Genomic DNA, 22,760 nt, shown 5'->3' on the forward strand with positions numbered 1-22,760 from the left:
CTCTCGTTCCTTCCTCACGGCTCCGTCGGCGCGTGCTCCGGCGGCCGCCCGGCCCGTCGGCCGAAGTACGCCTCGCGCAGCGTGGCGATGTCGTCCACCTCGTCCTTGCGGACGCCGACCAGCACCCGTCCCATGTCGAGGACGACGATGTGGTCGGCGACCCGGACCGACGCCTCGAGCGCCTGTTCCACCAGCAGCACGCCGATGCCGTGCTCCGTGAGCCGTGCCACCTGCTCCATGACCTGCGCCACGATCACCGGCGCGAGGCCGCCGGACGGCTCGTCCAGCATCAGCGCCTTCGGCGCCGCCATCAGCGCCTGGCCGATCGCGAGCATCTGCTGCTGCCCGCCGGACATGTCGCCCGCGAGCACGTTCCGTTTCTCGCCCAGCACCGGGAAGATCTCGTAGATCCGGTCGGCCTCGCCGCGCAGCGCCGACCGCGACATGCGGCGCGTGCAGCCGCCCACGATGAGGTTCTGCTCGACCGTCCGCCGGTGGAAGACGCGCTTGCCCTCCTGCACGTACGCCAGGCCGCGCCGCACCCTCCGGTGCGCGGGCGTCCGGGTCACGTCGGCGCCGTCCAGTTCGACCGTCCCGCCGGACGCCTTGTTCAGACCGGCGAGCGCCCGCAGCGTGCTCGTCTTGCCGGCGCCGTTGCGCCCGAGGAGCACGGTCAGCTCGCCGGGCCACACGTCCAGGCTCACGTCCCAGACCACCCGCAGGTCGCCGTACCCGGTGGCGAGCCCGCGCGCCCGCAGCACGGGCTTCCGCGGGGACGCGTCCGGGGACTCGTCCGTCATGACACCTCCTCCGTGGCTCCCAGGTACTCGGCGAGCACCCGCGGGTTCGTCTCGATCTCCGCCGGCGGCCCGTGCGCGACGACCTGGCCGTGCGCCAGCACGACGATGTCGTCCGCAAGGTCCAGGACGAGCCGGAAGTTGTGCTCGACCAGGACCACCGTCCCGCCCGCCCGGCGGATCCGCCGGATCAGCTCCGCCAGCCGCTCGACCTCGTCCTCGTCCAGCCCGGACGCGGCCTCGTCCAGCAGCAGCACCCCGGGCGAGGCGGCGAGGGACCGCGCCACTTCCAGCAGCCGCCGCATGCCCAGGGGCAACGAGGACGCCGGTTCGTCGCGCAGCTCCGCCATGCCGACCAGCGCGAGCATGCGCTCGGCCTCCGCGACGTCCGCGCGCCGGGCCCGGCGGAACCGCGGCAGCCGCAGGACGGCGGACAGAACGGACACCCGGTCCGCCGAGTACCGGCCCGCGGCGACGGCCTCCAGCACCGTCACCCCGTCGGGAACGCTGGGCGTCTGGAAGGTCCGCGCGACGCCCGCCCGCGACACCCGGTGTGCGGCGGCCCCGTCCAGCCGCGCGCCGTCCAGGAGGATGCGGCCGGAGTCGGTGCGGTAGAAGCCGCAGACCATGTTGAGCAGCGTGGTCTTGCCCGAGCCGTTCGGCCCGATCAGCGCGGTCACCCGCCCCGGCTCCGCACGGAAGCTCACCCCGTCGAGAGCCCGGTTGCCGCCGAACGACTTGGAGACGCCGTCCACGACCAGTTCCGTCCCGCGGATCCGCGGGACGGCCGCCTCCGCGGCACCGGCCCCGGGCCGGGGGCGGATCCCCGCGGCCCGGTCGAGGCGCGCCACGGCACGGCGGGCCGGGCCCGCCAGCCCGCCGCGAAGCAGGACCCCACCGATGATCAAAAACGCGCCGGTGAAGACCAGCGCGAACTCCTGGAACCGCGACGACTGGTTCGGCCCGAACTGCATGATGGCCGCTCCCGCCAGGGCGCCGTACACGCTGGTCACGCCGCCGAGGATCGCCGCCGCGAGGATCGTCGTGGCGAGCACGAAGCCGAACGCCTCGGGCGAGACGTACAGGTCGAGGTTCGCGAAGAGGGCGCCCGCGAGGCCCGCCGGAATGGCGCCCAGCGCGTACGCCAGCAGCTTCATCCGGAACACCGAGATCCCCATGGACGACGCCAGGACGGGGCTCTGCTTCAGCACCCGCAGGGCCACGCCGTGCCGGGACGTCACGATGTTGCGCATGACCGCGAACCAGGCGACGAGCACCACCGCGATCACGAGGTAGATCTCGGTCGGGCCCAGCGGACGGCCGAACAGCGTCGGGCCGAGGATGCCGCTGAGCCCGTTCCGGCCCCCGGTGCGATCGTCGAAGACGGCGAGGACGTCCGGCACGATCAGCACCAGGAAGAACGACGTCATCGCCAGCGACCAGCTCCCCAGCCGCAGCCCCACCATCCCGGTGAGCACGCCCACCACCAGGACCGCCAGGCCGGCGGCGGCGAGCTGCAGCACGATGTCGGTGTGCCCGGCGACCGAGAGCAGGCCGGCCGTGTAGGCGCCGAAGGCGTACATCGCCGCCTGGCCGAGCGCCAGCTCCCCGGCGTACCCGAGGCTGAGGTTCAGCCCGCTGACCAGGAGGGCGAGGATGCAGGCGAGCTGGATCTGCCGGGTGGCCGAGAAGCCGAGCCCGAACGCCGGGAGCAGCAGGAGCACGGCCGCGCAGAGCACCGGCACGGTCCAGGTGGGAAGGGCGCGCAGTCCCCGCCAGAGGCCCATCGTCACACCAACCTCTCCCGCGTGCGGACGAACAGCCCGGACGGCCGGACCAGCAGGATGGCGATCAGCACGGCGAACACGGAGATCGCGGCGAACTCGCTGCCCAGATGGCGGGCGGCGAGCGCCTCGGCCAGCCCGACCACCATGCCGCCGACGAGCGTGCCCGGCATCGACCCGAACCCGCCGATCGCCATGACGACGAAGCCCTTGAGCGCCAGCGAGGCGCCGAGGGTCGCGACGGCGAAGGTCTTCGGGCCGACGAAGACGCCCAGCAGTCCGGCGAGCGCCCCCGACGCGGCGAACGCGCCGAAGGCCAGCCGGCGGACGTCGACCCCGCGCAGCATCGCCGCCTCGCGGTCCTCGGCCATCGCGAGCAGCGTCAGGCCGGTGACGGAACGGCGGGCGAACCAGCCGAACAGGACGACCAGGGCCACGGCGACGGCGACGAGCGCGATCTCCACCGGGTAGACCCGTCCGCCGAGGAGCTCCAGTACCCCGTCACCGCCGAAGAACGGCACGGCCAGCGGCTGCCCGCCCCAGACGACCTGGGTCAGGCCGTTGATGAGCACCCCCGCGCCGAGGGTGGTGACCAGCACCGTCTCGGGGTCCTCGACCGGCCGGACGGCAAGCCGCTCCTCGACCGCCGCGACGAGCGTGACCGCGGCCGTGGCGAGAAGGACCACGACCGCCACCGGGAGCCGCAGCGTCACCAGACCGGTGTAGGCGACGAAGGTGCCCACCATCATGAGCTGCGCCTGCGCGAAGTTGAACGTCTTCGACGAGATGAAGACGATGTTGTATCCGATGGCGACCAGCGCGTACACCGCGCCGAGCGCCAGCCCGCCCCAGATGATCGTCATGGTCGGCCGCCTCCCCCGGCCCGTCCGGGCCGCCTCACGTGAACTGGCCGTTCTTCACGGGTGACGGCGCGACGAAGTCGAAGTCCTCGGCGGTGAGGTTGGGGCCGTGGGATCCGGGCTTGAAGTTGTAGCCGCCGATGATCACGACCTCGGCCGTCTTCTGCACCTCGGGCTTTTCGAGCGCCTCGGCGAGCGCCTTCGGGTCGTCGGACCGGCCGACGTCGGCGGCCGCCGCGGCGATCAGGGGCAGCGCGTCGTAGTTGGTCGCCATGATGAGCGTGGACTCGATCTTCCCCAGTCCGGTCATGGCCGCGACCACGTCGTTCACGGCCGTGTCGTCCGGGTCGTGCACGGTGCTCTTGTAGACCTGCATGACGAGGTTCTCGGTCTGGGCCGTGCCGAGGACGCCGCCGGGCGGGGGCGTCGAGACGAGGCTGGTCGCGCTCACCGAGTTGTTGCCGACGACGGGCACGTCCCAGCCGAGCTTCTCGACGCCCTTGAGCAGGTGCCCGACCGGCGCCCCGTAGCCGTCCATGATCAGTACATCCGGGTTCCGCGACTTCAGCGCCTGGAGCTGGGGCGTCATGTCGAGCGCCGCCGTGTCGTACTCCTCGTTTCCGGCGACGGTGATGCCCGCCTTCTCCAGCGCGGGCTCCATCTGTTCGGCGAACGTGACGCCGCTGGCCGTGCTCCCGTGCACGATCCCGGCCGACTTGTACCCCTTCTCCCGCAGGTACGGGATGAAGCCGCGGATGTAGTCCTCGGGGTTGCCGGTCAGGTCGAAGTTGAGCGGGTTCTTCTTCGGATCCGCCGAGTCCGCCGTGGGGGCGATGTTGAAGGAGAGGATCTCGTTCTGCCCGAGCACGGGCAGGGTCGCGGCCGTCACCGGGGACGGCCCGGCGTTGATGACGACGTCGGGCCGGTCCGAGGCGATCGCCTTCCGGATGTTGGTGAGGGCGGTGGTGGGGTTGCCCTCGTCGTCGACGACGGTCAGCTTCACCTCGCGGCCGGCGACGCCGCCGGCCTCGTTGACGGCCGCGACCCCGGCCTTCACCGCGAGCACGGACGTCGCGGCGTTGCCCGCCAGGGTCCCCTGGGCGCTGAGCCCCGCGGTCATCAGCACCCGGTAGGGCCCGCCGGCGCCGCCCTCCGGCCCGCTCCCGCAGCCGGCGAGCAACGCCGCCGCGCTCGCGGCGGCCGCGGCCGCCGCCATGAAACGTCGTCTCATATCTCCCGGTCCTCCGCCCGTCCGCCGCGTCCACGGCAAAAACAAACATTTGTTAGCCTCGGGAGCGTAAGATGACCCGAATCACACGTCAAGGGAGCGTCGTGGCGTTCGCCGGTCCGGCGGCGGCGCCGGCCTCCCGCGTCAGGAGCGCGCTTGGTCCCCCTTCAGCGGCTCGCCGGTGGCGACGAACGCGTCCCGGTGCCGGTCGGCCACCCCCGACAGGCTGAGCTCGAACGTGAACCCCTGCTCGAACCGGTAGGAACGGTTGACGTCCACGGGATCGATGCCGTTCAGCGCTTCCTTGGCGGCCCGGACGACCGTCGTGTCCTTGGCCGCGATCTCCCCCGCCACCGCCAGGGCCGCGTCGTCGAGCCGCTCGCGAGGCACCACCTCCAGGACCGAGCCGAACTGCACGAGCTGCCGGGCCGGGATCGCCCGGCTCGTGTAGTAGAGGGTGCGGAGCAGGTGGACGGGCACCAGCCGGGCGAGGTGCGTGGCCGCGCCGAGCGCGCCGCGGTCGACCTCGGGGACCCCGAAGTAGGCGTCCTCGGACGCCACGATGGTGTCGGAGTTCCCGACCAGTCCTACGCCGCCGCCGAGGCAGAAGCCCTGCACCGCCGCGACCACCGGGACGGCGCACTCGTAGACGGCCTTGAATGCGGCGTAGCACTGCCGGTTGACCCCGACGAGCGCCTCGAATCCGGGCGTCCGCTGCAGTTCCTTGATGTCCACCCCCGCGTTGAAGCCGCGCCCCTCGGCCCTGAGCACGACCACCCGGGTGTCCTCGTCCCGGCCTGCCTCGTCCACGGCGGCGGCCAGGTCGCCCCAGCCCGCCACCGGGAGCGCGTTGACCGGAGGGAAGTCCATCGTGATGACGCGGACGCCGTCCTTCGTCTCCGACGTGATGCCCATGCCCTGCCCCTTTCCGGCGCGCCGACCTGCGGGCACGCTTGTTGGCCAAATGTTTGTTAGGTAACTTAGCATCGCGGTGCGCCCCGCCCCCGGGCATCCCGAGCGGATCGTCGGCGCGCATCACGGACGAGGAGAGACAGTGAACGGAATCTGCACCGGCCGGATCGCCATCGTCACCGGCGCCGGACGCGGGCTGGGGCGCGCGCACGCGCTCGAACTCGCCCGGCAGGGCGCCCGGGTGGTCGTCAACGACCTCGGCGCAGCGCTCGACGGCGGCGGCCGCTCGTCGGAACCCGCGCAGGAGGTCGTGGAGGAAATCCGCGCCCTGGGCGGGGAGGCGGTGGCCAACGCCGAGGACGTCGCCGACTTCGACGGCGCGCACCGGCTCGTCCGGCAGGCGATCGACACGTTCGGCGGGCTGGACGTCCTCGTCGCCAACGCCGGGTTCCTCCGCGACCGGATGCTGGTCAACACCTCGGAGGAGGAGTGGGACGCCGTCATCCGGGTGCATCTCAAGGGGCACTTCGCCCCGCTGCGGCACGCGGCGGCGTACTGGCGCGCGGAGTCCAAGGCCGGACGGGCACGCGATGCGCGCTTCATCGCCACGACCTCCGGGGCGGGGCTGCAGGGCAGCGTCGGCCAGGCGACCTACAGCGCGGCCAAGGCCGGGATCGCGGCCCTCACCCTGGTCGCGGCGGAGGAACTGGGCCGCTACGGCGTAACCGCCAACGCGATCGCCCCCTCCGCCCGGACCCGGATGACCGAGCAGGCGTTCGCCGAGAAGATGGCCGCGACCGGGACCGGATTCGACGCCATGGCCCCCGAAAACGTCTCACCGGTCGTGGCCTGGCTCGCCGCCGAGGAGTCCGTGGACGTGACCGGCCGGGTGATCGAGGTCGAGGGCGGCCGCATCTGCCTGGAGGACGGCTGGCGGCACGGCCTCTCCGCCGCCCTCGGGCACCGGTGGGACGCCGCCGACGTCGGGGACGCGCTGCGCGGGCTCATCGACGGCTCCCCCGCTCCCGAGCCGGTCTACGGCGCCGGCTGACCCGTGCCGATCCGCCACCCCAGGTTTCTTCATTGGAGGTAGTCATGCCCGACGCCGTCATCGTCGCCATGGCCCGGTCACCGATCGGCCGGGCGTTCAAGGGATCGCTGAAAGACGTCCGCGCGGACGATCTGCTGGGGCAGATGCTCGCCGCCGCGTTCGCGCAGGTACCCGCGCTCGACCCGGCGTCCCTCGACGACATCGTCGTCGGATGCGCGCAGCCCGCGGGTGAGCAGGGGTACAACATCGCGCGGCAGGTCGCCGTGGGCGCGGGACTGGACGGGGTTCCCGGCACGGTCGTGCAGCGGTACTGCGCCTCGAGCGTGCAGGCGACCCGGATGGCGCTGCACGCGATCAAGGCGGGCGAGGGTCACGCCTTCGTCGCCGCCGGGGCGGAGTCGGTCTCCCGGTTCGGCAAGGGCAAGGCGGACGGGATGGACGGCACCCGCAACCCGCGGTACGCCGAGGCGGCGGCCCGGACCGAGGCCCGCTCCACCGCGGGCGCTCCCCCGTGGACCGATCCACGCGACGCCGGCGAACTCCCCGACCCCTACATCGCCATGGGACAAACGGCGGAGAACGTCGCGGCACTGCGCGGCGTGAGCCGCGAGCGTCAGGACGAGTTCGCGGTGCGGAGCCAGAACCTGGCGGAGAAGGCGATCGCCGACGGGTTCTTCGACATCGACATCACTCCGGTCGTTCTCCCGGACGGCACGGTCGTCGCCCGCGACGACTGCCCGCGACCGGGCGTGACCGTCGAGAAGGTGTCGGGGCTCGCCCCGGTGTTCCGCCCGGACGGGACGGTCACCGCGGCGAACTGCTGCCCGCTCAACGACGGCGCCGCCGCCCTGGTCGTCATGTCGGACGAGCGCGCCCGCGACCTCGGGCTGGCGCCGCTGGCCCGGATCGTCTCCACCGGGGTGTCGGCCCTCTCCCCGGAGATCATGGGCCTCGGCCCGACCGAGGCGATGACCCGGGCCCTCGACAACGCCGGGCTGAGCGCTTCCGACCTCGATCTCGTCGAGATCAACGAGGCGTTCGCCGCGCAGGTCCTCCCGGTGTGCGACGACCTCGGCCTGGACCCGGACGTGGTGAACCCGCACGGCGGCGCGATCGCGCTCGGCCATCCGTTCGGCATGACCGGCGCCCGTATGATCACCACCCTCGTCAACGGGCTGTGCCACCGCGACGGGGAGGTCGGCGCCGTCACCATGTGCGCCGCGGGCGGCCAGGGCATGGCGCTGATCCTGGAGCGGACGTCCTGATGCCGCAGGCGCACGACACCCCGACGAACGCGGGCGACTGGGCCGGCCGCTCCCTCGGCGAGCGGACGGTCGCGTGGACCGAGCGGGACGCGATTCTGTACGCCCTCGCGGTCGGGGCGAAAGCCACCGAACTCGACCTCGTCCACGAGGACCGGCTCCGCACGCTGCCCACCTTCGGGCTCACGCTCGCCCAGTGGGGGCCGGACGCGCTCGGCGCGGCGGGCGCGTTCGACACGTCCCGCGGGCTGCACGGCGCCCAGCACCTGGAGGTGCTGGCTCCGCTGCCGCCGAGCGGCGAGCTGACGATGTCGGCGTCGGTGGAGGCCGTATGGGACAAGGGCTCGGCGGCCGTCTTCGAGGTCCGGGTGGACAGCGCGTGCTTCGTCGCCCGCTGGTCGATCTTCGCGCCCGGAGCCGGCGGCTTCGGCGGAGAGCGCGGGCCGGGCGGCCCGCGCACCGCGGTGGAGTCCGCGACGCACACGCTGCCGGTCGAAACGTTCCCCGAGCAGGCGGCGCTCTACCGATTGTGCGGCGACAGGCACGCGATCCACATCGATCCGGACGCGGCGCGGGCGATCGGCCAGGAGCGTCCGATCCTGCACGGGCTGTGCACCATGGCCGCGAGCCTCCTCGTCCTCGCGCGCGGCATCGGCGCGCACCCCGCCGATCTGCGCGTCGCGAGCTGCCGCTTCACCGCACCGGTCGTCCCCGGGGACGTCCTGGAGCTGAAGGCGGACGTGACGGGCGCCGACGCGGCCTTCGAGGTCCGCATGGGAGCCGCGCCGGTGCTCGGTTCCGGGCTGGCGCGATTCGGCGAAGGGTGAGGTGACGAACCTGTCCCTGTCCCCCACCCTGGTCACGGCGGTCTCAGACCATCGGCGGATGGACGTCGACCGCCAGTTCGCCCGCGCCGTACATGGCCAGGGTCCGGTCCAGGTCGTTGAGGGCGTGCGCCTGCGTGGTGTGGATGTTCCGCCACGCCTGCTCCACCGGGTTGCCCAGGCGCACGACCTCGCCGCCGGAGTGCTCGAACAGGTGGTCCACGGCGGCGGCCGCCCGCCGCGTGGCCACCACCTGGTCGCGCCGGATCCGCCGCCGCAGCTCCATCGGGACGGCCGAACCGGCCGTCGCGGCGGCCCGCACGAGCTCCCGCACATCACGGACCACCTGCAGCCACGACGCGTCCACGTCGACGCCCGCGGCGGCGAGGCGGGCGTTGCTGAAGTCGTCGGTGCCGGGCGAGAACCCGCTCCACGACGCGCCGAGCCGGGTCCGCAACCACCCGACCTGGGAGGCGTACGCGCCCTCCGCCATCCCGATGGCCGACGCGGCGACGACCGCGGCGAACACCGACGGCAGCGGCAGCCGGTACAGCACGCCAGGGTTCGCCGCCCGGCCCGGGGCGTTCCCCTCCAGGCAGGGCGCGAAGCTCAGCGTCCGGTGCGCCGGGACGAAGACGTCCTCGGCGACGAGGTCGTGCGCGGCGGCGGCCCGCAGGCCGACGGTGTCCCAGTTCCGCTCGATCCGCAGCTCGCCCGCGGGCACCAGGAACGCCGCCAGGTCCGTCGGCCCGCCGTCCGGAGCGGTGAGCATCCCGCCCAGCAGCACCCAGCCGGCGTGCTCGCACCCGGTCGCCCAGCTCCACCGACCCTGCAGGCGGTATCCGCCCGCGACCTCCACGACGTTCCCGGTCGCCGCGTAGGCCGCGGCCACCAGCGCGTCCGGCTCGGCGCCCCACACGTCTTGCTGGGCCTCGGCCGGAAACAGCGCGAGATGCCAGAGGTGCGCCCCGAACCATCCCGCCAGCCAGCCCGTCGATCCGCACGACGCCGAAATGTCCCGGACGACCTCGAGGAACCCGACGAGGTCGGACTCCGTTCCGCCGTGCCGGACGGGCGCGAGCATGCGGAACACACCGGCCGCGGTCAGCTCGTCGAGCGACGCGCGGGGAACCGCCGCGGCCCGGTCGGCCCCGTCCGCGCGGTCCCGCAGCCGGGGGAGCACCTCCGCGACGGCGTCCCCGACCCGCTCACCCATCGTGGTCTCCTCCCGCTCGGGCGGCCCCGTCACCCATGTCAGATCACCGCGTCCCGCGCCGAGGGGCCGCCGCGGCGAACAGGAGAGTCCGGATGAGAAACGGCCCCGCGACCCCGCCGTCCATGATCGACCGTGTCGTGCTCATCCTCGACGCGTTCGACGGCCCGGCCCAGCTGTCGCTCGCCGACGTGGTCCGCCGCACGGACCTGCCCCGCTCGTCCGTGCACCGCATCCTCGAACGGCTGGTCGCGGTCCGGTGGCTGATCCGTGAGGGCAACCAGTACCGGCTCGGCCTCCGCATGCTCGAACTCGGGTCGCTGGTGCTCCACCGGGACCGGCTCCGCGACGCCGCGATCCCGTTCATGCACCAGCTGGCCGCGTCCAGCCACAACGTGGTGCACCTGGCCGTCCTGGACGGTGCCGAGGTCGTCTATCTGGAGAAGATCGGCGGGCCGCAGGGCGCGGGACTCCCCTCGCGGATGGGCGGCCGGGCACCGGCCTACTGCACCGGCGTCGGGAAGGCGCTGCTGGCGTACGCCGACGACGCGACCGTCCAGCAGGTGATCGACGGGGGCCTGCGGGCGCGGACGCCGTTCACGATCACCGACCCCGGCCGCTTCCTGCGCGAGCTCCAGCGGGTGCGGGAGCTGGGCGCGGCGTTCGACCGGGAGGAGGCGGTCCGGGGCGTGGGCTGCGTCGCCGCGGCCGTCCGCGGTCCCGGCGCGCCCGCGGCGGCGCTGTCGGTGTGCGGGCCGATCCGCCGGATGAACTTCGGCCGGCTCACCCCGGCGGTGCAGCACGCCGCCCAGCGGGTCTGGCGCGCGTCCGGCGCCCGCCCGCCGCGGGACCGGCCGGACGACGCGGAGCACCGCCGGAGCGGCGGATGGCCGACCGGGGCGCTGGACGCGTGGGCCACCTGGCCGCGGTTGACCGACTGGTTCTGATCTCCGTCGCACGGCGCCCGTCCGGCCGTCCCCGGGTGGCCACCGGACCGCTCCGGTCGGCATCGCCGCAGTTGACGGGACGTTCCAATGGCCGGGAGATCGCATCGCCCCCGGAGGCGGTCCGGCGAAGAATCGATCGGGAGCCCACCTTGCGCGTCGCCCGCGCCCCAGCGGGCTCGCCCCCCGCCGACGTGCGGCTCGTCGCGCTCCCGATCGTGTCCGTGCGCGACCCTTCCCTCTCGACCGGAGGCCCTCCTCATGACGTCCAGTCCCCCGACCTGGGACCACGAAGTCGACATCCTGCTGGCCGGCAGCGGCGCGGGCGGGATGGCCGGCGCCATCGCCGCCCACGACGCGGGACTGTCCGCGCTCGTCGTCGAGAAGGCGCCGCGCTACGGCGGATCGACCGCCCTGTCGGGCGGCGGGATCTGGATCCCCAACAACCCCACGCTCGAGCGGCTCGGCCGCACGGACGACCCGGAGGACGTGCGGCGCTACCTGCGGGCGATCATCGGCGACCGCGTCCCGGCGTCCCGGCTGGACGCCTACGTCGAGCAGGGCCCCGCGGCGATGGAGATGCTGCACCGGGCGAGCCGGCACATGGACTTCAGCTGGTGCCCCGGCTACTCCGACTACCACCCGGAGGAACCGGGCGGCCGCCCCCTCGGACGGACGATCGAGCCGAAGCCGATCGACGCGCGGCGTCTCGGCCCGGACGAGGAGCTGCTGCTGGAGGCGGATCTGCCGTCCCCGATGGGCCTGTGGTTCACCGGGTACGAGGGACGGCAGCTGATGATGTTCCGGCGCACCTGGTCCGGCAAGTGGATGCTGCGGGTCGCCGCCTGGCGGGTGCTGAGCAACCTCGTGCGCCGCCGGCACATGAAGACGCTCGGCGCCTCGCTCGTGGTCCGGCTGCGGCTGACGATGCAGGACCTGCACATCCCGCTGTGGCTCAACGCCCCGCTCATCGACCTGGTCGTCGAGGACGGCCGGGTGACGGGCGCCGTGGTGGAGCGCGACGGCCGCACCCTGCGCGTCCGGGCACGGCGCGGCGTCGTCATCGCCACCGGCGGCTTCGACCACGACGCCGAACTGCGCAAGGAGCACCTGCCCGAACTCGGCCGCGAGGACTTCAGCGCCGGGGCGCGCTCCAACGTCGGCGACGGTATCCGGATCGGGCGGCGGATCGGCGCCGGCCTGGACCTGATGGACGACGCCTGGTGGATGCCGTCGATCAGGCTGCCCGGCGGCTCGATCTTCCCCCTCGTCACCGAGCGCTGCATCCCCCGCATGGTGATCGTGAACCAGAAGGGCGAACGGTTCACGAACGAGGCGGCGCCCTATGTCAACTTCGTCCACGCACAGCTCGAGGGAGGGCACGTCCCCGCGTACGAGATTTTCGACGCGACGGCGCGCAAGCGCTACCAGTTCGCCGGGATCATGCCGGGACAGCCGTTCCCCCGGGACTGGTACACCACGGGCCTGGTCACCAAGGCCGCCACCCTCGACGAGCTCGCCCGGCGCATCGGCGTGCCCGCGGACGCGCTCAAGGCCACCGTGAAACGCTTCAACGGCTTCGCCCGGAACGGCCGGGACGAGGACTTCGGCCGCGGCGACAGCGCCTACGACCACTACTACGGAGACCCGACGCTGCCCAATCCCAACCTCGACCGGATCGGCGCCGGGCCCTACTACGCGGTCCGCATCGAGGCCGGCGACCTCGGCACCAAGGGCGGCCTCGTCACCGACGAGCACGCCCGGGTCCTGGACGCCGACGGCGCCCCGATCGACGGGCTTTACGCCACCGGCAATGCGTCCGCCTCGGTGATGGGCAACGAGTACGCCGGTGCGGGCGCCACGATCGGGCCCGCCATCGCCTTCGGCTACGTCGCCGCGCGGCACGCGGCGGCCCGGCCCGTCCCCGGGGAATAGCGAGACGATCCGCGCAGGGGGCTCGGCGGCGGGAACACCGCCGGGTCCTCCGCGCACCGCCTTCCCGGGCTCCGTCGTCGGTGACATTCAGTCGTAGGTGACTTCGACGCTGTCGGTCACCGGCACGGACTGGCAGCCGAGCACCCAGCCCTCCGCCAGGTCCTCTTCCTCGAGGACGTCGTTGCGCAGCATTTTCACCTCGCCCGCGACGACCTGGCAGGCGCAGGCGCTGCACGCCCCCTCCCGGCAGGAGAACGGCGCCCTGATCCCGTTGGCGAGCAGCAGGTCGAGCAACGGGGTCTCCGAGGGCCAGGCGAGCGAGTGCCGCTCCCCGTCGAGCGTGACCGTGACCAGCGCCCCGGCGGCCTCCTCGGGCGCCGTGGGAACCTGCTCCGGCTCCGCGAACGGGTCGCCGGTGAGCGAGTGGAACCGCTCCGCGATCACCTTGTCCCGAGGCATCCCGACGCTCCGCAGCGCCTCGCGGACGGCGTCCATGAACGGCTCCGGCCCGCAGACGAACGCGGCGTCGCCGTCCGCGTACGGGGCCGCGAGCGAGGCCAGGGCGCCGACCGTCGGCAGGCCCTGGACGCTCTCCAGCCAGTGGATCACCTGGAAGCGGTCGGGATGCCGCTCCACCAGCTCCCGCAGTTCGGCGGCGAAGATCACCGACGACTCGTCGCGGTTGGCGTAGCAGAGCACCGCGTTCCCCTCGGGCCGCGCCAGCACGGCCTTGACGATCGAGATCACCGGGGTGATGCCGCTGCCGCCGGCGAAGAGAAGCAGACGGCCGTCCAGCCGATCCGGCGTGAACAGGCCGGCGGGCGGCAGCACCTCCAGCGTGTCACCGGGCCGGACGTTGTCGCAGAGCCAGTTCGACCCGAGCCCGCCGGCCACCCGCTTCACCGTGACCTTCAGGTGCTCATCGACTCCCGGCGCGCTCGACAGCGAGTAGCAGCGGGCCGTCCCGGAGCCGCCGTCGCCCGGTATGCGCAGCGTGAGGAACTGACCCGGCCGGTAGCCGAACCGGTCGCGTGCCTCATCCGGCGCGGCGAGCACCAGCGACCGGGCGTCCGCGGTCTCCTCGACGACGTCGACGACCGTCACCGCGCAGGCCCCGGTTCCGGTCACGGCCCGCCGTCCTCGTACTCGAGGTCCGGGACGGGCACCCGAACCGCCCCGGCGCGCACGGACGCCTCGATGCTGTCGCGCAACTGCAGGCAGGTGGGCACGGTGCCGCGGAGCACACCGCGCTCGGCCTGCTCGTTCAGTTCGAGGCATTGGTTCGTGTCGGTCGTCCACTGGACTTCGGTGTGCGCGAGGCTGTTCTTCTTGACCAGTACGCACGAACCACACAAGTGGCAGGACACGGGCTGCACGCGTTGACTCCTGACGTCCGTTCTCGGGAAGGGACCCGCGGGGTGCGCACCGCACCCCGCGCGGTCGTGGTCAGCTCTCGGCCTTCGCGGGCTCCGGCTCGACCTTGACGAGGCGGCCCGCGGCGATGTTCTCCTGGACCTGCTTCTCCCAGAACTCGTTGGCCCGCTGCGTGTCGATCTCGTACTCGAACCGCTGGGTCATCTCCGGGGTGACGTCCTCGACGTCGACGTAGAACTGCTCGTACCAGCGGCGCAGCTGGTAGACGGGCCCGTCCTCGTCGCACAGCAGCGGGTTGTCGATCTTGGTCTTGTTCCGCCAGATCTCGACGTCCTGCATGAAGCCCTTCTCCACGCCGGCGGCGAACCCCTGCGCCATCTGCTCCGCCTCCTCCAGGGAGACGCCCTCCTGCCGCTTGACCATCACGCCCCACTGGAGCACGAAGCTGGTCGGCGACACGGGGTAGTGGCAGTTGATCAGGATCGACTCGGTGGTCACCCCGCCGCCCGTGCCCTTCATCGGGTTGATCATGTAGGACGGCCCGTAGTAGGACGCCTCGGAGACGTTGGTCCGCTCGTCACCCGAGTAGTGGGTCCCCAGGTCCACGTCCGGGCGGGACTTGCCGTTCATGTACTGGCTGGCGATGTGGCCCTCGAAGACGTTCTTGAAGTACGTCGGGAACGAGTAGTGGACGTAGAAGAAGTGCGCCATGTCCACGACGTTGTCGACGATCTCCCGGCAGTGGGACCCCTCGATCAGGACGCTGTCCCACGTCCACGACGTCCACTCGTCCGAGCCGAACTCGGCGATCTCCGGGATGGTCACCTCGGGCGGCGGCGGGTTGCCCTGCGGGTCGTGCCACACGAAGAGCTGCCCGTTGCGCTCGAGCGTGAGCCAGGACTTCGTCCGCGCCCGGGGCGGCACCCGCTTCGAGTACGGGATGCCTGCGCACCGCCCGTTGCCGGACCAGCGCCAGTCGTGGAACGGGCAGGCGATCGCGTCGCCCTTGACCTCGCCCTGGGTGAGGTCCCCGCCCATGTGGGGGCAGTAGGCGTTCAGCGCGTTCAGCTTGCCCGTGCTGTCGGCGAACACCACCAGTTTGGTCCCGAAGGCCTCGACCGCGTGCGGCTTGCCATCGTTGAACTGCTCTTGCAGGCCGAGGCAGTGCCATCCGCGCGCGTACCGGGTGGGCGGCGCGACCGCCTCGATCACGCGGACCTCGTCGTCCAGGGGATTCTGGGTCGTGGTCACGAAGACCTCCAGGGAGTCGGTGCCCGGCGGAGCCGGGGCCGGACAGGGTGGGTGTGCTGTGGGATCACCGGTGGTGACGTGCATCTCCTGCAAGCAGACGCTAGGCACCGCTGGGGGCGGCGGCCACGAAATCTCCCAATGGGCGGGAGAACCGGTCGGCATGACAAGCCCGTCACCGGTCGAGCGACGGCCTCCACCGGTGGACGGTCACCGTCGTCCGCCGCTTGCACTCTCGCCCGAACGTAGAAGCGACCAGCGATTTCGGGAAGTGCGACGACGCTTCCCACTCATTGGGAGAGCGACATCATCGGCATCGGAAAACCACGTAGAGTTCAATAAAACTAGTACACAAAAAAGGTCCACCCCTTCGTCCGCCGCGACACCCATCGGAGGTGCACGTGTTCTCCGAACGCGCATTCTTCTCATTTGTTGCACTCAACGACCCGTCGCGGCATCGCGAGTACAATGAGTGGCATCAACTCGACCATCGGCCGGAGAACCTGGCACTGCCCGGCGTGGCATGGGGCGATCGCTGGTCCCGTACCGCCGAGTGCGCCGCTGCGGACGAAGCGGTCAACGGCGACTTCGCCGAAGTTGATTACGTCGCGATGTACTGGTTCCGCCCGCCCTACGAAGAAAGCATTGCCGAGTGGAACAAACTCGCCGAGGACTCGTTCCAGTGGGGGCGGGGGCCGTTGATTCCCGGCGTGCAGCGTCCGCTGCTCGCCTTCTTCACACCGGTCAAGGGGTATGCGCATCCGCGGGTGCGGGTATCGGCGGACGTACTTCCGTTCCGCCCGAACCGCGGGCTGCACATCTCTCTCACCGAACTGGCCGATCCGCACAGCGAGAGCGCCCACGAGCAATTTGCCTGGCATGACACGATGCGCATCCCGGATCTGCTCACCTGCGACGGCGTCGCCGGCGCTTGGACATTTTCGTATTTCGGTCCGCAGGAGCATGGGACGCTGCCGTTCACACCCAGGACGAAGAGGGGAGCAGGGTCCTTGAGAATGCGGGTGCTGTACCTAGATGAGGATCCGGTGGAGGTGGCCCGGGAGATCCGCGAGCGGGAACGGCAGTGGGACGCGGCCGGTCGTGGTGCTCCCGCTCCGGACGCGGAGCGCGTGCTGCTGTCCGGCCCGGTGCGCACGATCGTCCCGTGGCAGGGCTGACGCCGGCCGAATCGGGAATCGGCGCCGACAGAGCCGCGGCCTCCCGCCGGTGCCGGCCGGTACCGGCGGGAGGCCGATCCGTTACCGGCTCAGCACGCCGCGCCGTCGCTCCGGCCCGCACGGCGTAGCAGCTCGCGGGCATCGGGACGCCCGTCCAGCAGCCGGGTGGTCCGCCGGGTCACCTGCCAGCCACCGGCCCCACGCGCCAGCTCCCAGCGGTTGGCGGCGATCCGCCACACGTAGAAGCCTCCCGAACCGTCACCGCGGAACAACTGCGAGTGGCCGGTCGCAACGGCGGTGTCGCCGTTCAACTCGACGACCACCGGCCCGTTGGCATGTGCCGCGCCGCCGCCGATGATCTCCTGATGCACCGGACCGTCGACCATTTCCGTGATTTCCGCGCGCCCGTTCAGCGTGCCCACGTCCATGTCGTACACCGCCTCCTCGGCCCACAGCCGACCGGTCGCCTCCGCGTCCCCGCTGTCCGCCAACGGACCATAGGCCGCGATGACCCGGCGCACGGACAGCTCGTCCTCCAGGTGCGCGACACGCCCGCGCAACGCGTGTAGCTCCTCGAGCAATTCCTCGGTGCTCACGTTCATCGACTCGCATTCCACATCGGCGGACGGCACTGGTCGGCGGCCGTCAAGAAGCGAACATCTTCGCCATGCGTTCGGCGGCCTTCAACACGACATCGCGCCGGTCCGGGTCGGCGGCCCGCGCGAAGTTCTCGTCGAATCCATCGACGATGGCGACCGGGCCGTGCGGTAGAGCAGCCAACCCCTGGCGTGCGACGTCGTCCGGGTGCGACCACGGGATTTCCGGCAGATCGAAACGGAGGCCGGCCCGTTCCATGGCCGGGGTTCGGGTGAGGCCCAGCACGAAGACCAGCACGTCCACCCCGGTACCCCGCAACTCCAGCCACAGACTTTCCCCGAAGACCTGCAGGAACGCCTTGGAGCCACCGTAAACGGACTGCCGCGCGGCGCCGTGGCCACCGGACAAGGAGCCGATGAACATGATGCCGCCGCGGCCTCGGTCGCGCATCAGGCGCCCCAGCGGATGCACCAGCGCCAAGCTGGATGTCACGTTCAGATCGATGACCGCGTTGAAGGCGTCCAGGTCTCCATCCAAGAACGGCCTGCCGTGGGTGTTGGCTCCGGCGTTCAGGACGAGCAGGCCCACCTCGATGTCCTTCGTCGCCTCCAGCACGGCCGCCACGCCCGCTTCGGACGTCAGGTCCGCGCTCACCGTTCGTACGGTGGCTCCGGCGGACCGGCATTTTCCGGCGGTCTCCTCCAGGGGGCCGGCCCGCCGAGCCGCGAGCACGAGATGGACACCGGCTTCGGCCAGTTGCAGCGCGAACGCGGCCCCCACGCCCTCCGAGCCGCCGGTCACCACGGCCCATGGGCCGTAGCGACGCCGCAACTCGGCCCGATCGACGTTCGCGTCGGGCGTCCCGGTCCGTCCGTCGGGTGCGGTCATCACAGAACCTTTCTGCTTCTCAACGCCGGACGGTGAGATGGTCACCGTCCCCAGCCCGCTGCTCGGGTCCCGCGCACCGATTCCCTCGTGCAACGTCTCCGTGTCGCAGGTGAGCTCTCGCAACAGCCGCGTGCATGTCGGCCGGTGCCCGTCCAGCGCCGGTTCATGGAAGGGCCGGCGATGGGGCGTCGCCTTCGCCCTGGGAACCGCCGACGCTAGGTTCCGGCGACGTCACCGGCCACGCAACCTCCCAATGGGCGGGAGGTCTTGTGGCCCGCTCGATCCGGCTTTCGCGAGCGTTGCGATCGTTCCCGCATCTGTCGCGCGGCGAGCGCCGCCGACCGGCGGGTTCGGAGGCCGCCTGACGTTCATCCGCTCTTTACAGCCGTGTGAACGTGTGCATAGCATCACACCACCGTGACAGATTCTGCCACTTACGCAGATTCTGTCATCACAGTGATCGTGGCGCTGGAGGGGACCATGACCTCATCGCAAGCGGAACAGGCGCCGGCGGCGATGATCGACCGCGTCTCGTCGCTGCTCGGGGTCTTCGACGGTTCGCGGCGGCTCACGCTCGCCCAGATATCCCGGCGGTCGAGCCTGCCCAGATCCTCGGCGCACCGGATCCTGCAGCGCCTCGTCGAGCTCGGCTGGGTGGAGCGGCACGGGTTCGAGTACGGGCTGGGGCTGCGCATCTTCGAACTCGGGTCGCTGGTCGCGCGGGGTGACGGGATCCGCCGCGTCGCGGGCCCGTTCATGCAGGACCTGCACGCGCGGACGGGACTGACGGTCCATCTCAGCGTCCTGCTCGACGCGGACATCCTGCACGTCGAGCGGGCGGGCGGACGGCCGGACGACGGGAACTGCTGGCAGGTCGGGGCACGCCAGCCCGCGCCGCACACGGCCGCGGGCCGCGTCCTGCTCGCCGGGCTGGACCCCGCGGAACGTCCGGACGCCGACCTGCCGGCCCCGCCCACCGCCTACGGCATGCGGTCCCGCGCCCAGCTCGAGCGGGAACTCGACAAGATCCGCGACTTCGGCGTCGCCTACGACGCGCACGGCGCGGTGGTCGGGTTCGCCTCGATCGCGACCGCCGTCGGCCCCACCGACCGGGCCTCGGCGGCGCTGTCGATCACCGGTCCGGCGGGCGTCCTCAAGCAGAAGCGGCTGGGCGGCGACCTGCAGAGCACCGCCGCGAAGATTTGGACCGCCGCGAAGGCCGAGCGGAGCGCGACGCGTCCCGCACGTCCCGCCGGACCGGGGCCGCACCGCGCCGTGCGCGGGCGGGCCGAGGCGCCTCAGCGCGCCTGATCGTCCTGGCTCCAGGAGGACACGACGATCGTCAGGGACCGCTCGAGCAGCTTGTCCAGGTCGGTGGAAGCGTCCGTGTGGATCCAGTGCTGGTAGGCCAGCCGAGCCGCCTGCAGTACGAGGCCCGCCTGCAGCATGCTCTCGAACGGTCCCCCGTCCAGCAGGCCGCGACGGCGCAGGAAGTCGGCGACCGGTCCGGTCAGCGGCTCGTCGATCGCGTGCCAGCGCAGCCGGTACTCGGACGACTCCGCGATCACGAAGAGGAACCGCCGCCACGGCTCGCCCGGCCTGGTGTCCTCGAACACCTCCCAGGAGAACACCTGGGCCAGGACGGTCACGACGTCGCCGTCCTCGGGCGCGGACTCCAGCGCCTCGATGATCAGCTCCGCCGCCCGCTCGAACAGCGGGACGACGACGTCTTCCTTGACGGCGAAGTGCCGGTAGAACGTGCGCTGGGAGATCCCGGCCCGCTCGCAGATGCTGTCGACCGTGGGTGAGGTCCCGCCGTCGAGGACGAACAGGTCGCGGGCGGCCATCGCCACCGACAGCCGCAGTTCCTCGAATCGACGTTCGGTCAACGTCCGTCGCGCCGGGGTCTTCACGCCGAGCCCCCTTTCCGGTCGCTGATCTTCATGACGCCGATCCGAGCCTAGGGAACAAGCGTAATCGCCCGTCCGGGGGCGTCCACCGACCGGAACACCGAACGGACCGTCCGCCCAGTGGGAGACGCGCTCCCCATCGCCTCGCCGGATCGGCCACCGTGAGCCGACGCGCGGCCCGCCGGTCCGGGGCGCCGCGACACCGCAGAGCCCGCAGGAGGACGTGTGGCGAGTGCAGCCGAACGATTCGGGAACGGAACGGCGCTGGTGACGGGCGGCGGTGCGGGGATCGGGGAGGGGTTCGTCCGTCACCTGGCCGCGCTCGGAACGCGGGTCGTCGTGGCCGACGTGGACCGCTCCCGGGCCGAAGCCGTCGCGGACGACGTCCGCGCGGGCGGCGGCCGGGCCGTCCCGTACGAGGTGGACGTCACCGACGACGCGGCCGTCGACCGCATGGCCGAACACGTCTTCGCGGAGTTCGGCGCCCTGGACCTGCTGATCAACAATGCCGGGATCGAGACCGCCGGACGGCTGTGGGACGTGCCGGCCGCCCGGTGGCGGCAGGTGATGTCGGTCAACGTCGACGGGGTGTACCACTGCGTGCGCTCGTTCGTCCCCCGGATGATGGCCGCCGGACGCCCGGCCGTCGTGGCGAACCTGTCGTCGGTCGGCGGGGTGCGGACCGTGCCGTTCCAGACCCCCTACATCGTCAGCAAGCACGCGGTGCTCGCCATGACCGAGTGCCTGCACCAGGAGCTGCGGCTGCTCGACGCGCCCGTCGAGGTCTGCGCGGTGCTGCCGCACTCGGTGCGCAGCCGGATCTTCCTCGACGCGCAGGAGGCCGCGCCCGCCGGGGACCCCGACTCCGACCGTCTCTTCGACTGGATGCAGCGGGCCAACGTCGCGAGCGGCCTCGACCCGGTGGAGGCCGCCCGGCACATGACCGACCAGATCGCGGCGGGCCGCTTCTGGGTCTTCTCCGACGACGAGCGGGGCGCCGACGCGCTGCGGGCCCGCGCCGACCACCTCGGCGGGCAGACGGAACCGCCGGACCCCCGCGACATGTTCGAGGTCTTGGCGACCGACCGCTCCGCCTGACCGGGCGGGCGCGCCCCGGCGCGCCCACCGCCGTTTCCATGGAGAAAGGGGAAACAGATGGGTGCCGCACCCGCACAGGATCCGAGGATCACCAAGGCGCTCGACCGGGCGCGCGAGCTCGGCGAGGAGGGCCTCCAGGTCGCCGCCTACCTGGACGGCGAGCTCATCGTCGACGCGTGGGCCGGATCCGCCGACCCGCGGACCGGGCGGGAGGTGGACGGCACGACCCTGTTCAACGTCTTCTCGGTCACCAAGGCGATCACCGCCACGGCGCTGCACATTCTCGCGGCGCGCGGGCTCGTCGACTACCGCGAACCCGTCGGGACGTACTGGCCCGAGTTCGCCCGCAACGGCAAGGAGGCCGTCACCGTCCGGGACGTGCTGAGCCACCGCGCGGGCATCCCATGGATGCCGGCGGACGTCACGCCCGAGCGGCAGGCCGACTGGGACTGGATGGTCGGCGCCATCGCCGAGCTGGAACCCGCGTTCGAGCCCGGCCGCACCAACGCCTACCACGCGCTGATCTGGGGCTGGATCGTCGGCGAGATCGCCCGGCGCGCCGATCCCGAGCACCGGACGGTCGACGCGCTCATCCGCGATGAGATCGTGGAGCCGCTCGGCATCACCGACCTGTTCCTGCCGCTGCCGGAGTCCGAGGACGCGCGGGTCGCCCGGCTGCTCGGCGGCGATCCGGCGCCCGACGCGCCCGCCGACTACCTGCGCGGCATGCCGCGCCAGGTGTTCCCCGGCTCGACGGTCTACAACACCGAACTCGCCCGGCGGACGGTCAACCCGGGCGCGGGCGCGATCGGCAACGCGCGTTCGTTCGCCCGGTTCTTCGCCATGCTCGCGGGCCACGGCGAGCTGGACGGCGTCCGGCTGCTGCCGGCCGACCGCGTGGACGGCTTCGCCGAGCCCCGCGACGAGGCGGACGTCCCCGACCGCTACCTCGGGGGCGTCGCGGCGGTGAGCGCGTTCGGGTACTGGCTGGGCGGATCCAGCCCGACGGCGAACCCGGCCGTCGGCTCCGATCCCCGGATCCTGCACCACCCCGGTGCGGGCGGGTCGATCTCCTGGGCGGAACTCGACACCGGCCTCGCCGTGTCGATCTGCCACAACCGGATGCACGAGGGCCCGATGGAGGCGTCCGCGCACCCGTTCGTCCCGATCGCGGAGGCGGTCCGCGCCGTCGCCGCCGACCGCCGGGAAGGGAACTGAGCGAGATGCCGAACGGAACCGGCCGCGGCGACGACCGCGCGGAGATCTCCGACCTGCTGGCGCGCTTCGCCTTCCTCGCCGACGAGGGGGACCCCGCCGACGTAGGCGCGCTGTTCACCCCGGACGGCGTGTGGGAGACCCACGACGGCGCCTTCCAGGGACCCGGCGAGATCGCCCGCGTGCTGACGGGTTACCGGGAGAAGGGCGTGGCGGGCCCCGAGTCGGGGACCCGGCACGTCATCACGAACGTCGAGGTCGACTTCGACGGCGCCGACTCCGCGCGGGCCCGCTGCTACTGGACGCTCGTCGGCCGCGGCGACGACGGCGCCGGCAGGATCCTCGCCTTCGGCCAGTACCAGGACGTCCTGCGACGCCTCGAGCACGGCTGGCGCCTGGCGCTCCGTCGCGTGGTCGTCTGACCGACCGAACCGGCGGCGGC

The 22,760-nt window shown here is 72.2% G+C and carries 22 protein-coding genes; 10 read left to right on the forward strand and 12 right to left on the reverse strand.

Annotated features, from left to right (window positions below):
* Positions 1–14: 14 nt before the first annotated feature.
* The 5 genes from AB0L25_RS28115 to AB0L25_RS28135 form a co-directional block, all read right to left on the reverse strand.
* Positions 15–800 (reverse strand): ABC transporter ATP-binding protein, encoded by a 786-nt coding sequence (locus AB0L25_RS28115; RefSeq protein WP_500175712.1) that lies wholly within the window; start codon positions 798–800, stop codon positions 15–17.
* Positions 797–2,584 carry a branched-chain amino acid ABC transporter ATP-binding protein/permease gene (locus AB0L25_RS28120; protein WP_500175755.1) on the reverse strand — a complete coding sequence of 596 codons (1,788 nt, stop codon included), beginning with the start codon at positions 2,582–2,584 and terminating at the stop codon, positions 797–799. The genes AB0L25_RS28115 and AB0L25_RS28120 overlap by 4 nt, the downstream gene beginning before the upstream one ends.
* 2 nt (positions 2,585–2,586) lie before the next feature.
* Positions 2,587–3,444, reverse strand: a complete 858-nt coding sequence (locus AB0L25_RS28125; RefSeq protein WP_500175713.1) for a branched-chain amino acid ABC transporter permease — start codon at positions 3,442–3,444, stop codon at positions 2,587–2,589.
* Positions 3,445–3,478: 34 nt separating this feature from the next.
* A complete protein-coding gene (locus AB0L25_RS28130; protein WP_500175714.1) occupies positions 3,479–4,672 on the reverse strand; it encodes an ABC transporter substrate-binding protein in 1,194 nt (397 codons plus the stop codon).
* A 141-nt stretch (positions 4,673–4,813) separates the two neighbouring features.
* Complete coding sequence (locus AB0L25_RS28135; protein WP_500175715.1) at positions 4,814–5,584, reverse strand: enoyl-CoA hydratase family protein; 771 nt, start codon at positions 5,582–5,584, stop codon at positions 4,814–4,816.
* 139 nt (positions 5,585–5,723) lie between these two features.
* On the opposite strand from AB0L25_RS28135, the gene AB0L25_RS28140 reads away from it, so the two are divergent.
* Genes AB0L25_RS28140 through AB0L25_RS28150 form a run of 3 tightly spaced genes read left to right on the forward strand, consistent with a single transcriptional unit; the run spans position 5,724 to position 8,721 of the window.
* On the forward strand, positions 5,724–6,632 hold the full coding sequence (locus AB0L25_RS28140; protein WP_500175716.1) for an SDR family oxidoreductase: 909 nt from the start codon (positions 5,724–5,726) through the stop codon (positions 6,630–6,632).
* A gap of 44 nt (positions 6,633–6,676) precedes the next feature.
* The gene (locus AB0L25_RS28145; RefSeq protein WP_500175717.1) at positions 6,677–7,897 is read left to right on the forward strand and encodes an acetyl-CoA C-acetyltransferase; all 1,221 of its coding nucleotides are present in this window, start codon (positions 6,677–6,679) and stop codon (positions 7,895–7,897) included.
* Positions 7,897–8,721 carry a MaoC/PaaZ C-terminal domain-containing protein gene (locus tag AB0L25_RS28150; RefSeq protein ID WP_500175718.1) on the forward strand — a complete coding sequence of 275 codons (825 nt, stop codon included), beginning with the start codon at positions 7,897–7,899 and terminating at the stop codon, positions 8,719–8,721. Before AB0L25_RS28145 ends, AB0L25_RS28150 begins: the two co-directional genes overlap by 1 nt.
* Positions 8,722–8,764: 43 nt before the next feature.
* Here the strand turns inward: AB0L25_RS28150 and AB0L25_RS28155 are convergent, their stop codons facing one another.
* Positions 8,765–9,934, reverse strand: coding sequence for an acyl-CoA dehydrogenase family protein (locus AB0L25_RS28155; protein ID WP_500175719.1), 1,170 nt, complete (start codon positions 9,932–9,934; stop codon positions 8,765–8,767).
* Between the two features lie 92 nt (positions 9,935–10,026).
* On the opposite strand from AB0L25_RS28155, the gene AB0L25_RS28160 reads away from it, so the two are divergent.
* On the forward strand, positions 10,027–10,878 hold the full coding sequence (locus tag AB0L25_RS28160; RefSeq protein ID WP_500175720.1) for an IclR family transcriptional regulator: 852 nt from the start codon (positions 10,027–10,029) through the stop codon (positions 10,876–10,878).
* A 258-nt stretch (positions 10,879–11,136) separates the two neighbouring features.
* The gene (locus AB0L25_RS28165; protein WP_500175721.1) at positions 11,137–12,810 is read left to right on the forward strand and encodes an FAD-binding protein; all 1,674 of its coding nucleotides are present in this window, start codon (positions 11,137–11,139) and stop codon (positions 12,808–12,810) included.
* 87 nt (positions 12,811–12,897) lie between these two features.
* Here AB0L25_RS28165 and AB0L25_RS28170 read toward each other — a convergent pair whose 3' ends face one another.
* From AB0L25_RS28170 to AB0L25_RS28180, 3 genes are all read right to left on the reverse strand, one after another.
* Positions 12,898–13,938, reverse strand: a complete 1,041-nt coding sequence (locus tag AB0L25_RS28170; RefSeq protein WP_500175722.1) for a 2Fe-2S iron-sulfur cluster-binding protein — start codon at positions 13,936–13,938, stop codon at positions 12,898–12,900.
* The gene (locus tag AB0L25_RS28175; protein WP_500175723.1) at positions 13,935–14,186 is read right to left on the reverse strand and encodes a hypothetical protein; all 252 of its coding nucleotides are present in this window, start codon (positions 14,184–14,186) and stop codon (positions 13,935–13,937) included. The genes AB0L25_RS28170 and AB0L25_RS28175 overlap by 4 nt, the downstream gene beginning before the upstream one ends.
* A gap of 70 nt (positions 14,187–14,256) precedes the next feature.
* Complete coding sequence (locus tag AB0L25_RS28180) at positions 14,257–15,435, reverse strand: 3-ketosteroid-9-alpha-monooxygenase, oxygenase component (RefSeq protein WP_500175724.1); 1,179 nt, start codon at positions 15,433–15,435, stop codon at positions 14,257–14,259.
* A gap of 398 nt (positions 15,436–15,833) precedes the next feature.
* Between AB0L25_RS28180 and AB0L25_RS28185 the strand changes: the two genes are divergently transcribed.
* The gene (locus AB0L25_RS28185) at positions 15,834–16,610 is read left to right on the forward strand and encodes a hypothetical protein (protein WP_500175725.1); all 777 of its coding nucleotides are present in this window, start codon (positions 15,834–15,836) and stop codon (positions 16,608–16,610) included.
* Between the two features lie 89 nt (positions 16,611–16,699).
* On the opposite strand, the gene AB0L25_RS28190 is transcribed toward AB0L25_RS28185, so the two are convergent.
* Together AB0L25_RS28190 and AB0L25_RS28195 are read right to left on the reverse strand one after the other, a co-directional pair.
* Complete coding sequence (locus tag AB0L25_RS28190; RefSeq protein WP_500175726.1) at positions 16,700–17,212, reverse strand: nuclear transport factor 2 family protein; 513 nt, start codon at positions 17,210–17,212, stop codon at positions 16,700–16,702.
* Between the two features lie 43 nt (positions 17,213–17,255).
* Entirely contained in the window at positions 17,256–18,095 is an 840-nt protein-coding gene (locus AB0L25_RS28195) for an SDR family NAD(P)-dependent oxidoreductase (protein WP_500175727.1), read from the reverse strand.
* Positions 18,096–18,575: 480 nt separating this feature from the next.
* Here AB0L25_RS28195 and AB0L25_RS28200 point away from each other — a divergent pair, with 480 nt between their 5' ends.
* Entirely contained in the window at positions 18,576–19,406 is an 831-nt protein-coding gene (locus tag AB0L25_RS28200; RefSeq protein ID WP_500175728.1) for an IclR family transcriptional regulator, read from the forward strand.
* On the opposite strand, the gene AB0L25_RS28205 is transcribed toward AB0L25_RS28200, so the two are convergent.
* Entirely contained in the window at positions 19,394–19,984 is a 591-nt protein-coding gene (locus AB0L25_RS28205) for a TetR/AcrR family transcriptional regulator (RefSeq protein ID WP_500175729.1), read from the reverse strand. The two genes, AB0L25_RS28200 and AB0L25_RS28205, sit on opposite strands and share 13 nt — an antisense overlap.
* Before the next feature lie 246 nt (positions 19,985–20,230).
* On the opposite strand from AB0L25_RS28205, the gene AB0L25_RS28210 reads away from it, so the two are divergent.
* Genes AB0L25_RS28210 through AB0L25_RS28220 form a run of 3 tightly spaced genes read left to right on the forward strand, consistent with a single transcriptional unit; the run spans position 20,231 to position 22,740 of the window.
* Positions 20,231–21,103 carry an SDR family NAD(P)-dependent oxidoreductase gene (locus AB0L25_RS28210; protein ID WP_500175730.1) on the forward strand — a complete coding sequence of 291 codons (873 nt, stop codon included), beginning with the start codon at positions 20,231–20,233 and terminating at the stop codon, positions 21,101–21,103.
* Positions 21,104–21,160: 57 nt separating this feature from the next.
* Positions 21,161–22,321, forward strand: a complete 1,161-nt coding sequence (locus tag AB0L25_RS28215) for a serine hydrolase domain-containing protein (protein WP_500175731.1) — start codon at positions 21,161–21,163, stop codon at positions 22,319–22,321.
* 5 nt (positions 22,322–22,326) lie between these two features.
* Positions 22,327–22,740: a nuclear transport factor 2 family protein gene (locus AB0L25_RS28220; protein ID WP_500175732.1), complete on the forward strand. Its 414-nt coding sequence runs from the start codon at positions 22,327–22,329 to the stop codon at positions 22,738–22,740.
* Positions 22,741–22,760 lie beyond the last annotated feature (20 nt).

The organism is Spirillospora sp. NPDC052242 (assembly GCF_040679555.1).
GTDB lineage: Bacteria > Actinomycetota > Actinomycetes > Streptosporangiales > Streptosporangiaceae > Spirillospora.

Excerpts from the sequence above, each read along its gene's own strand:
- AB0L25_RS28135 (WP_500175715.1), bottom strand. The coding sequence starts at position 5,584 with ATGGGCATCACGTCGGAGACGAAGGACGGCGTCCGCGTCATCACGATG.
- AB0L25_RS28125 (WP_500175713.1), bottom strand. The coding sequence starts at position 3,444 with ATGACGATCATCTGGGGCGGGCTGGCGCTCGGCGCGGTGTACGCGCTG.
- AB0L25_RS28165 (WP_500175721.1), top strand. The coding sequence starts at position 11,137 with ATGACGTCCAGTCCCCCGACCTGGGACCACGAAGTCGACATCCTGCTG.
- AB0L25_RS28130 (WP_500175714.1), bottom strand. The coding sequence starts at position 4,672 with ATGAGACGACGTTTCATGGCGGCGGCCGCGGCCGCCGCGAGCGCGGCG.
- AB0L25_RS28115 (WP_500175712.1), bottom strand. The coding sequence starts at position 800 with ATGACGGACGAGTCCCCGGACGCGTCCCCGCGGAAGCCCGTGCTGCGG.
- AB0L25_RS28155 (WP_500175719.1), bottom strand. The coding sequence starts at position 9,934 with ATGGGTGAGCGGGTCGGGGACGCCGTCGCGGAGGTGCTCCCCCGGCTG.
- AB0L25_RS28150 (WP_500175718.1), top strand. The coding sequence starts at position 7,897 with ATGCCGCAGGCGCACGACACCCCGACGAACGCGGGCGACTGGGCCGGC.
- AB0L25_RS28200 (WP_500175728.1), top strand. The coding sequence starts at position 18,576 with ATGACCTCATCGCAAGCGGAACAGGCGCCGGCGGCGATGATCGACCGC.
- AB0L25_RS28160 (WP_500175720.1), top strand. The coding sequence starts at position 10,027 with ATGAGAAACGGCCCCGCGACCCCGCCGTCCATGATCGACCGTGTCGTG.
- AB0L25_RS28190 (WP_500175726.1), bottom strand. The coding sequence starts at position 17,212 with ATGAACGTGAGCACCGAGGAATTGCTCGAGGAGCTACACGCGTTGCGC.
- AB0L25_RS28120 (WP_500175755.1), bottom strand. The coding sequence starts at position 2,584 with ATGGGCCTCTGGCGGGGACTGCGCGCCCTTCCCACCTGGACCGTGCCG.
- AB0L25_RS28220 (WP_500175732.1), top strand. The coding sequence starts at position 22,327 with ATGCCGAACGGAACCGGCCGCGGCGACGACCGCGCGGAGATCTCCGAC.
- AB0L25_RS28215 (WP_500175731.1), top strand. The coding sequence starts at position 21,161 with ATGGGTGCCGCACCCGCACAGGATCCGAGGATCACCAAGGCGCTCGAC.
- AB0L25_RS28195 (WP_500175727.1), bottom strand. The coding sequence starts at position 18,095 with ATGACCGCACCCGACGGACGGACCGGGACGCCCGACGCGAACGTCGAT.
- AB0L25_RS28145 (WP_500175717.1), top strand. The coding sequence starts at position 6,677 with ATGCCCGACGCCGTCATCGTCGCCATGGCCCGGTCACCGATCGGCCGG.